Raw genomic sequence first — 9,295 nt, forward strand, 5'->3', positions numbered from 1 at the left:
ATCACCGACCTCGACCCGCTCGAGCACGGCCTCATCTTCGAGCGCTTCCTCAACCCCGACCGCGTCTCGATGCCCGACTTCGACGTCGACTTCGACGATCGTCGTCGCGGCGAGGTGATCGACTACGTCACCGCGAAGTACGGCTCCGAGCGCGTCGCGCAGATCGTCACCTACGGCACGATCAAGTCGAAGCAGGCGCTGAAGGACGCCGGCCGCGTACTCGGCTTCCCGTTCAGCATGGGGGAGCGGCTGACCAAGGCGATGCCGCCGGCCGTCATGGGCAAAGACATGCCGCTCGACGGCATGTTCGACCCGCAGCATCCTCGCTACAAAGAGGCCGTCGAATTCCGTACGCTGATCGAGACCGACCCCGAGGCGAAGACGGTGTTCGACCGGGCGCTGGGTCTGGAGGGGCTGAAGCGGCAGTGGGGCGTGCACGCGGCCGGCGTCATCATGTCGTCGGAGCCGCTGCTCGACATCATCCCCATCATGCGCCGCGAGCAGGACGGCCAGATCGTCACGCAGTTCGACTACCCGTCGTGCGAGACGCTCGGCCTGATCAAGATGGACTTCCTGGGGCTGCGGAACCTCACGATCATCTCGGACGCGCTCGACAACATCCGCCTCAACCGCGGCGAAGAGCTCGACCTCGAGCACCTCGCACTCGACGACCGTCCCGCGTACGACCTGTTGACCCGTGGCGACACGCTCGGCGTGTTCCAGCTCGACGGCGGGCCGATGCGGTCGCTCCTGCGCCTGATGAAGCCCGACAACTTCGAAGACGTGTCGGCCGTCATCGCCCTGTACCGTCCGGGCCCCATGGGCGCGAACTCGCACACCAACTACGCGCTGCGCAAGAACGGCCTGCAGCCGGTGACCCCGATCCATCCGGAGCTCGAGGAGCCGCTGAAGGACATCCTCGACATCAGCTACGGCCTGATCATCTATCAGGAGCAGGTCATGGCCATCGCACAGAAGGTCGCCGGGTTCTCGCTCGGCCAAGCAGACATCCTGCGCCGCGCGATGGGCAAGAAGAAGAAGTCCGAGCTCGACAAGCAGTACGAGGGCTTCTCGGGCGGCATGAAGGAGCGCGGCTTCGGCGACGGCGCGATCCAGGCGCTGTGGGACATCCTGCTGCCGTTCTCGGACTACGCCTTCAACAAGGCCCACTCCGCGGCATACGGACTGGTCTCATACTGGACGGCCTACCTCAAGGCGCACTACCCGGCCGAGTACATGGCCGCGCTGCTCACCAGCGTGGGCGACTCGAAAGACAAGATGGCGGTGTACCTCAACGAGTGCCGCCGCATGGGGATCAAGGTGCTTCCGCCCGATGTCGGCCAGTCGATCCGCTACTTCGCGGCCGTCGGCGAAGACATCCGCTTCGGGCTCGGCGCCGTGCGCAACGTCGGCGCGAACGTCGTTGACGGCATCGTGGCCGCCCGGGGCGAGTCGGGATACACGAGCTTCCACGACTTCCTCTCCAAGGTGCCGGTCCACGTCGCCAACAAGCGGACGGTCGAGTCGCTCATCAAGGCCGGCGCCTTCGACTCCCTCGGCGCGACCCGCCGAGCTCTCATGGAGATCCACGAGGACGCCACCGAAGCCGCCGTGCTCGACAAGAGACGCGAAGCCAACGGCGAGGTCGGCTTCGACTTCGATGCGCTGTGGGGAGACGACGAGCCGCAACAGTCGGCGAAGGTGCCCGAGCGACCCGAGTGGACCAAGAAGGACAAGCTGGCGTTCGAGCGTGAGATGCTCGGCCTCTACGTGTCGGACCACCCGCTCGCAGGTCTCGAGATCCCGCTGGCGAAGCACGCGTCGACCAGCATCCACGACCTCCTCGCATCGGAAGACATCGCCGACGGCGAGATGGTGACGATCGCCGGCCTCGTGACGAGCGTGCAGCACCGGGTCGCGAAGCAGAGCGGCAATCCCTACGGCATGATCACCGTCGAGGACTTCGACGGCGAGATCACGGTCATGTTCATGGGCAAGACGTACACCGAGTTCCAGCACATGCTCACGGCCGACTCGATCCTGGTGGTCCGCGGTCGTGTCTCTCGCCGCGACGACGGCATGAACCTGCATGCGCAGTCCGCGTTCAGCCCCGACCTCGGTGCGTTGGACGAGTCCAGCGGGCTCGTCCTGCTCATGCCGGAGCGCCGCGCGAGCGAGGCCGTCATCGGCGAGCTCCTGCAGACGCTCCAGCGTCACGCCGGTGACACCGAAGTGTCGCTCAAGCTCCACAGCGGTTCTGTCGCGAAGGTGTTCGAGGTGCCCCACCCGGTGCGCATCACCCCGGATCTGTACGGCGAGCTCAAGGGTCTGCTCGGGCCGCAGTGCCTGGGCTGAGGCCGGGAATCCGTGTGACGGGCAGCGTCGCGCGACGCAATGGATCTCATCGGCGTCTCATGCGCCGTAGGTAATATCAGGTCGACGCGGGCCTCGGGAGCCTGCCGGAAGGAATGATCGTGACGGACGAGTACAGCGAAGACAGCAGACCTGAGGGCGCCGCCGAGGCGCCGGCAGAGGCCGAGACGATCACCACCGAGGAGCCCGCCGCGTCGGAGGGTGCGGCCGACCCCGCGCCGCAGTACGGCGTCGGGCCGTTCTCGATCCGAGAGGTCGCGCTCGGCGGCGCGTGGCTGATCGCCTTCATCGCATCGTTCTTCCCTGTCTACGGCGAGATCGGCACCGGCCCGACGGTGTGGGGGAGCGGTATCGACTGGGTCCTGATGATCGGCGTGCCGACCGTCGCGGTGTTCCTCATCGTGCTGCGGCGCCTGTCGCCGCAGGGCATCCGCCGGGTCGGCTCGCTCGGCATCGACCAGTTCGCCTCGGTGGCGTTCTCGGTGGCCGCGGTGCTGTGGCTCGCCATCATCTGGAAGTCCTTCATCACCCTGTTCGGGCAGTCGGTGTTCGCGGGCACCTGGGTCGTGTGGGTCGAGTTCATCATGATGCTCGCCGGCGTGTTCCTGACGGTCCTCGCCCCCTTCATCGCCCCCTTCAACCAGGACTTCCTCGGGCGCACCGAGGTTGCGGCCCACCGCGTCGCCCGTCCCGCGCGTCCCGTGACGCCGCGTCCGCCGGCTCCCGCTCCGGCCGCCGAGGCCGCGGCCACGCCCTCTGTCTACGCGGACTACGCCGCCCCGGCCCAGCCTGTCGAGTCCGCGCCTGCCGCTGCCCCCGGCGCGGCTCGGGCGTCGGACTCCGACGCCGCGCCGTACTGGGATGCCGATGGCGATGTGGTCGGCGCCGACGACCGCACGGGTGCCACCACCACGGTCCTGCCGGTGGCCGCGGACGACCAGGTGACCGAGGTCGCGCCCGCTGAGCAGTCCGCGGAGGAGTCCGAGTCCCCGACGGCGCGCGAGGCCGAGCCCGCCGCCGCGGAGTCGGCGAGCGAGCCGGTGGTCCCCGCGCAGCACCAGGCGTTCTGGGCGCTCGTGCCCGAAGAGCGCGACGTCGTCGATGAGATCGGCATCCCGGTGTTCCGCATCGGCCCGACGGCGTGGGCGCTCGTCATCGAGGATCGGGGCGAGGTGTTCGTGGTGCGCCACGAGGACGGCCGCATCGGCTACCTGCACGACGTCTCGGGCGTCACGCGGGGCTGAGGCTCAGCGCCCGCGCGGTACCGTAGACGGATGCTCCGGACTATCGACCTGCGCGGGCGCGCCCTGACGCCCGCCGAACTGCTCGCGACCGTTCCCCGTGCCACCGCGGCGCGCCAGGAGGCGTTCGAGATCGCGGCCCATATCGTCGACGACGTCGCGAACCGCGGTGAGGCGGCGCTGCGCGAGCAGGCCGAGCGTTTCGACGGCGCCGTGGATCACGACATCCGGGTGCCCGCGTCGCACCTCGACGAGGCCCTGGAGGCGCTCGATCCGGCCGTGCGGGACGCGCTCGAGCAGGCGATCGCCCGCGTGCGGGAGGCTTCCGCCGCCCAGGTCCCGGCGCCCGTCGTCACCGAACTGGGTCCCGGTGCCCGCGTCCTGCAGCGCTGGCAGCCCGTCCGCCGCGTGGGCCTCTACGTGCCCGGGGGCAAGGCGGTCTACCCCTCGAGCGTGGTCATGAACGTCGTGCCCGCGCAGGTCGCGGGCGTCGCAGAGATCGCCCTCGCCTCCCCGCCGCAGCGCGAGTTCGGCGGCCGCGTGCACCCCGTGATCCTGGGCGCCGCCAAGCTGCTCGGCGTGACCGAGGTGTACGCGATGGGCGGGGCGGGCGCGATCGGCGCGCTCGCGCACGGCGTTCCCGCGCTGGGTCTCGCGCCGGTGGACGTCGTCACCGGTCCGGGCAACAACTTCGTCGCGGCCGCCAAGCGTGCGGTCGCGGGGCTGGTCGGGACGGATGCCGAAGCCGGCGCGACCGAGATCCTCATCGTCGCCGACGACAGTGCCGACCCGCGCCTGGTCGCAGCCGACCTCATCAGTCAGGCCGAGCACGACGAGCAGGCGTCCGCGGTGCTCGTGACGACGTCCGAGCAGCTGGCGCGCGACGTGCTGGACGCGATCGCTCCTCGCGCAGCCGCCACCCGTCACGCCGCGCGCGTCGCGGCCGCCTTGGCCGGGCCCCAGTCCGCGGTGGTGCTCGTGGACGACCTCGCCACCGCGACCGCGTTCAGCAACGCGTACGCCCCCGAGCACCTCGAGCTGCACCTCGAAGATCCGCGCGCCGACGAGTTCGTGCACGCGGGTGCGGTGTTCGTCGGACCCGATTCTCCGGTCAGCCTCGGCGACTACCTCGCCGGGAGCAACCATGTCCTCCCCACCGGCGGGCAGGCGCGGTACTCGTCGGGACTGTCGGCCGCGACGTTCCTCCGCCCGCAGCAGGTCATCGAGTACGACCGTGCGGCTCTGGCCGAGGTGCGCGACGCGATCGTGACCCTCGCCGAGGCGGAGGCGCTGCCCGCGCACGGCGAGGCGGTCACCGCGCGGTTCGACGCGGCATCCGCTTCTCCGGCGGGTGCCGCGCCTGAGGCCGGGCTCCCGGCGTAGGCTGGCTGAGCCATGCACTGCCCGTTCTGCCGCCACGCCGACTCCCGCGTCATCGACTCGCGCACGAGCGATGACGGCCTCAGCATCCGCCGTCGCCGTCAGTGCCCCGAATGCGGCGGCAGGTTCACGACCGTCGAGACGGCCAGTCTCAACGTCATCAAGCGGTCGGGCGTCATCGAGCCGTTCAGCCGCGAGAAGGTCATGTCGGGCGTACGGAAGGCCTGCCAGGGTCGGCCCGTGACCGATGCGGACCTCGCGGTCCTCGCGCAGACGGTCGAGGAGAGCATCCGGCAGACGGGCGCCTCGCAGCTCGACGCGAACGAGATCGGCCTCGCGATCCTCGGACCCCTGCGCGAGCTCGACGAGGTCGCGTACCTGCGGTTCGCGAGCGTCTATCAGGCGTTCGACTCGCTGGAGGACTTCGAGTCGGCGATCGAGCAGCTGCGGCTGGACCACGCCCGCACGGGCGCGGTGGCCGCCGATGCGCCGACACGCGCCGAAGGCTGACCCGCGGGGCCCGATAGCCTAGAGGGGATGTATCCCCTCCTCTTCCGCACCGTGCTGTCGCGCATGGATCCCGAATCCGCCCACCACGCCGCGATGCGCGTCATCCGCGTGCTCGGCGTCCCGCCCTTCTCCTGGGCGTCCCGCGCCGTGACGAAGCCGGCCCCGGAGCTCGCCACGACGGCGCTCGGGCTGCGCTTCGATTCCCCGTTCGGGGTGGCCGCCGGTTTCGACAAGGACGTCAAGGGGGCGGCCGGCCTCTACGCGCTGGGCTTCGGGCACGTCGAGGTGGGCACGGTGACCGCGATCCCGCAGGACGGCAATCCGCGGCCGCGCCTGTTCCGCCTGATCCCCGACCGTGCGGTCGTCAACCGGATGGGCTTCAACAACCACGGCGCCGAGGCCGCTGCGGATCGGCTCCGCAGCCTCCGCAAGCGCTCGCGTCGCGCGGTGCTGGGCGTCAACATCGGCAAGAGCCGCGTCGTGGACGTCGCCGACGCCACGGCGGACTACGTGCGCAGCGCGACGCTGCTGGCGCCGCTCGCCGACTACCTCGTGGTCAACGTGTCGTCGCCGAACACGCCGGGCCTGCGCGGGCTGCAGGCCGTGGAGACCCTCAGACCGCTGCTGGAGGCGGTCCGCGAAGCTGCAGGCGTCACGCCGCTGCTCGTCAAGATCGCGCCGGACCTGCCTGACGACGAGATCGCCGCGATCGCACGCCTCGCGGTCGATGCGGGGCTCGCGGGCATCATCGCCACCAACACCACGATCTCGCGCGAAGGTCTCGTGACGGATGCCGCGACGGTCGCCGCCGCCGGCGACGGCGGGCTGTCGGGGGCTCCCCTCAAGGCCCGCGCGCTCGAGGTGCTCCGTCTGCTGCGGGCGACCGTGCCCGCGGACTTCTGCGTCATCTCAGTCGGCGGCGTCGAGACGGCCGCGGACGTGCAAGAGCGAGTGGATGCCGGTGCCGACCTCGTTCAGGGGTACACTGCGTTCCTCTACCGCGGCCCGCTGTGGGCGCGACAGATCAACCGCGGGCTCCGCGCGCAGCGCTGAGCCAGCGGACGCGGGGGAGCAGGATCAGGCCGGCTTCTGGCCGCGCTTGACCTGCGGCTTGGGAAGACGGAGGAAGCGCATCTGCACGGTGCGCATGGCGGCGTACCAGCCGAGGCCCTTCTCCAGCTTGTCGGCGCCGAACTTCTTCTTGACGGCGCGCTTCACGAGGATCGACGTCAGGACCATGTCGCCGATGACGAAGACGATGAAGACCCACAGGCCCACGAACGCGTAGAACTGCAGGGCAGGGATGTTCACGAACGTCGCGAGGATGACGAGCACCATCGCGGGCATCACGATCTCGCCGAGATGCCAGCCGGCGTCGACCCAGTCGCGCACGAACTTGCGCTGCGCGCCCTGATCGCGGGCGGGGAGGTAGCGGGGGTCGCCGTTCGCCATGCCGATGCGGGCCTTGTCGCGCTGCGCGGCGAGGTCGGCCTTGGCGCGCGCCTTGGCCTCCTTGGTGTCGGCGACGAGGGGACGCTTGCGGGCGGCCTCCTGTTCCGCTCGGCTGGGGGTCGCCCGGCCCTTGCCGACGGGTGCGCCGTTCAGGACGGTGCCCTCGGAAGGGGCGTCGTTCGGCGCGGGTGCGGAGTTCTTGGCCACGGCTGTTCCTCGAATGCGAAAGTAGGGGTGCCCTTAAGATTACCCGCATGACCTCAGACCTCACCCGCCAGGAGGCTGTGCGCGACGCCGCGGCCGCCGGCATCCCGTCCGCCATCGCCGATCTGGGCGACCTCGTGCGCATCCCGTCCGTCGCCTTTCCCGGGTTCGACCCGTCGCAGGTGCAGCGCAGCGCCGAAGCGGTGGCGGCCCTCGTGCGCGAGACCGGGCTGTTCGAGACCGTCGAGATCCGCACCGCCGTGATTCCCGAGACCGGTGAGCAGGGCAACCCCGCAGTGCTGGCGACGCGCGCCGCTCGCAACGGCCGGCCGACGATCCTCCTGTACGCGCACCATGACGTGCAGCCGGTGGGCGACGAGGCGCTGTGGGACTCGCCGCCGTTCGAGCCGACGGTCCGCGACGGACGTCTCTACGGCCGCGGCGCGGCCGACGACAAGGCCGGCATCATGGCCCACATCGCGTCACTGCGGGCGCTGAAGGCGGCGCTCGGCGCGGACTTCGACCTCGGCGTCGCCCTCTTCTTCGAGGGGGAGGAGGAGGCGGGATCGCGCTCGTTCGCCCAGTTCCTCTCCGACAACGCCGATGCCCTGCGTGCCGACGTCATCGTCGTGGCGGACTCGGGCAACTGGGACGACAAGACCCCGGCGCTGACCGTGTCGCTGCGCGGCAACACCCGCTTCACGCTGTGCGTGCGCACCCTCGAGCACGCGTCGCACTCCGGCATGTTCGGCGGGGCCGTGCCCGACGCGATGATGGCGACGGTGAAGCTGCTCTCCACACTGTGGGACGCCGACGGGGCGGTGGCCGTGGCCGGCATGACCGAGCGGGATGCCGCCACCCCCGAGTACTCCGAGGCGACGCTGCGCGACGAGGCGGGGCTCCCGGCCGGCGTCTCGCCGGCCGGCACCGGCACGATCCTCAGCCGCATCTGGAACAAGCCGTCCATCACGGTGACGGGGATCGATGCGCCCAGTGTCGTGAACGCCTCCAACACGCTGACCCCCGAGGTGTCCGTGGTCATCAGCGCACGTGTCGCACCCGGGCAGAGCGCCCGCGACGCCTACGCGGCCATCGAGGCGCACCTTCGGGCCCACGCGCCGTTCGGTGCGGAGCTGGAGTTCACCGACCAGGACTACGGCAACCCGTTCCTCGTCGACACGTCGGGCTGGGCCGTCGAGGCGGCGCGCGAGGCGCTGCACGACGGCTACGGCGTCGAATCGGTCGACATCGGGGTCGGCGGATCCATCCCCTTCATCGCGGATCTGGTGCGGGAGTTCCCGGGGGCGCAGATCCTCGTCACGGGCGTCGAGGACCCGCACGCCCGCGCGCACAGCCCGAACGAGTCGCTGCATCTCGACACCTTCCGTCACGCCGTGCTGTCTGAGGCCCTCCTGCTCGAGAAGCTCGACGCCCGGACCGCAGACGCCTGATACGGCCGTTTCCGAGCCTTCCGGCGGCGGGCACGCGTAGAATCGACGCATCCCGCCGCCGGCTTTGGACGAACGATCCAGGCGGCCCGTCCGGAGGAGTGCCATGACCGACACCGCACTGACGACCGAGCAGACCGCTCGCGACCACGGCGTTCTGCTGACCGACGCCGCCGCGGGCAAGGTCCGGAACCTGCTGGAGCAGGAGGGCCGCGACGACCTGCGCCTGCGCGTCGCCGTCCAGCCCGGCGGCTGCAGCGGCCTGATCTACCAGCTCTACTTCGACGAGCGGTACCTCGACGGCGACAAGACGGTCGACTTCGACGGCGTCGAAGTCATCGTCGACGACATGAGCGTCCCGTACCTCGACGGGGCGACGATCGACTTCAAGGACACCATCTCGGAGCAGGGTTTCACCATCGACAACCCCAACGCGGCAGGCTCCTGCGCCTGCGGTGACAGCTTCCACTGATCGGCTAACGATCCGAGCACTTTTGCGGCGGGTCCGAGCGCTTCGAATGGCGCCCGGGCCCGCCGTTTTCGCGTGCTCCGACACGATTCAACCTGGGCGGATGGCCTGAATCGCCTGGACGCTTGCCCTAGACTGGCGGGAGTCCTGTTCGTGATCGGAAAGGTGCACCGTGCCTTCGAAACGCCGTATCCGCTGGGCCGTTCTCCCCATCGGGG

At 70.2% G+C, this 9,295-nt stretch carries 8 protein-coding genes; 7 read left to right on the forward strand and 1 reads right to left on the reverse strand.

Annotated features, from left to right (window positions below; all coding sequences use genetic code 11):
* The 5 genes from dnaE to ACTHNQ_RS06850 form a co-directional block, all read left to right on the forward strand.
* A partial coding sequence (gene dnaE / locus ACTHNQ_RS06830; protein ID WP_440332242.1) for a DNA polymerase III subunit alpha occupies positions 1–2,355 on the forward strand: 2,355 nt, incomplete at its 5' end.
* A 113-nt stretch (positions 2,356–2,468) separates the two neighbouring features.
* Entirely contained in the window at positions 2,469–3,617 is a 1,149-nt protein-coding gene (locus tag ACTHNQ_RS06835) for a hypothetical protein (RefSeq protein WP_440332243.1), read from the forward strand.
* Between the two features lie 30 nt (positions 3,618–3,647).
* Entirely contained in the window at positions 3,648–4,997 is a 1,350-nt protein-coding gene (gene hisD / locus ACTHNQ_RS06840; protein WP_440332245.1) for a histidinol dehydrogenase, read from the forward strand.
* 12 nt (positions 4,998–5,009) lie between these two features.
* Positions 5,010–5,504, forward strand: a complete 495-nt coding sequence (gene nrdR / locus ACTHNQ_RS06845) for a transcriptional regulator NrdR (protein ID WP_440332247.1) — start codon at positions 5,010–5,012, stop codon at positions 5,502–5,504.
* Between the two features lie 27 nt (positions 5,505–5,531).
* Positions 5,532–6,557: a quinone-dependent dihydroorotate dehydrogenase gene (locus ACTHNQ_RS06850; protein ID WP_440332249.1), complete on the forward strand. Its 1,026-nt coding sequence runs from the start codon at positions 5,532–5,534 to the stop codon at positions 6,555–6,557.
* A gap of 24 nt (positions 6,558–6,581) precedes the next feature.
* Here ACTHNQ_RS06850 and ACTHNQ_RS06855 read toward each other — a convergent pair whose 3' ends face one another.
* Positions 6,582–7,163: a DUF3043 domain-containing protein gene (locus ACTHNQ_RS06855; RefSeq protein WP_440332251.1), complete on the reverse strand. Its 582-nt coding sequence runs from the start codon at positions 7,161–7,163 to the stop codon at positions 6,582–6,584.
* Between the two features lie 47 nt (positions 7,164–7,210).
* On the opposite strand from ACTHNQ_RS06855, the gene ACTHNQ_RS06860 reads away from it, so the two are divergent.
* The gene (locus ACTHNQ_RS06860) at positions 7,211–8,611 is read left to right on the forward strand and encodes a dipeptidase (RefSeq protein ID WP_440332253.1); all 1,401 of its coding nucleotides are present in this window, start codon (positions 7,211–7,213) and stop codon (positions 8,609–8,611) included.
* Positions 8,612–8,714: 103 nt separating this feature from the next.
* A complete protein-coding gene (gene erpA, locus ACTHNQ_RS06865) occupies positions 8,715–9,080 on the forward strand; it encodes an iron-sulfur cluster insertion protein ErpA (RefSeq protein ID WP_018170584.1) in 366 nt (121 codons plus the stop codon).
* Positions 9,081–9,295: the final 215 nt, after the last annotated feature.

It is taken from the genome of Microbacterium sp. (genome assembly GCF_051953575.1).
Classification (GTDB): Bacteria; Actinomycetota; Actinomycetes; order Actinomycetales; family Microbacteriaceae; genus Microbacterium.

Coding starts and splice junctions, on each gene's coding strand:
- ACTHNQ_RS06835 (WP_440332243.1), top strand. CDS start 2,469: ATGATCGTGACGGACGAGTACAGCGAAGACAGCAGACCTGAGGGCGCC.
- hisD (WP_440332245.1), top strand. CDS start 3,648: ATGCTCCGGACTATCGACCTGCGCGGGCGCGCCCTGACGCCCGCCGAA.
- nrdR (WP_440332247.1), top strand. CDS start 5,010: ATGCACTGCCCGTTCTGCCGCCACGCCGACTCCCGCGTCATCGACTCG.
- ACTHNQ_RS06850 (WP_440332249.1), top strand. CDS start 5,532: ATGTATCCCCTCCTCTTCCGCACCGTGCTGTCGCGCATGGATCCCGAA.
- ACTHNQ_RS06860 (WP_440332253.1), top strand. CDS start 7,211: ATGACCTCAGACCTCACCCGCCAGGAGGCTGTGCGCGACGCCGCGGCC.
- erpA (WP_018170584.1), top strand. CDS start 8,715: ATGACCGACACCGCACTGACGACCGAGCAGACCGCTCGCGACCACGGC.